The 321-nt window shown below is 48.3% G+C and carries 1 protein-coding gene; it reads right to left on the bottom strand.

The features are described from left to right. Positions 1 to 321, bottom strand: a 321-nt coding sequence (locus BIU95_RS18970; protein WP_217639450.1) for a hypothetical protein, incomplete at both ends; no start/stop codon positions are given.

Here is a 321-nt window from a genome sequence, read left to right as displayed (position 1 = left end):
TTCTAACTCATCCAATAATTCCGGGCTGGCTGCACTATGCTGGCCTATATGTTGGTAACTGGTGATATAACCCGGGCTGGCGCTGTTATCGTCCCATAACGCTATGATGTCACCGTCGGGAAACTTTCGGAAAGACACCAGGATACCGCCGGCTAACTGGTGTAATAGTTCATACGCTATACGTTCCCCTGTTCCCTGTTCAGGTCCATTCGTGCAACCAGGGGAGAAAATGCGACCAATAGCCGATAGTGCCTGATAACCTTTTGAGAATTGCCCGCTATGCCATTCTGTAAAATGCCAGTACGCACCTATTAATAGATC

Source organism: Curtobacterium sp. MCBA15_007 (assembly GCF_001864905.1).
GTDB classification, from domain to species: domain Bacteria; phylum Actinomycetota; class Actinomycetes; order Actinomycetales; family Microbacteriaceae; genus Curtobacterium; species Curtobacterium poinsettiae.
This window is presented reverse-complemented; position numbering and strand designations above follow the sequence as displayed.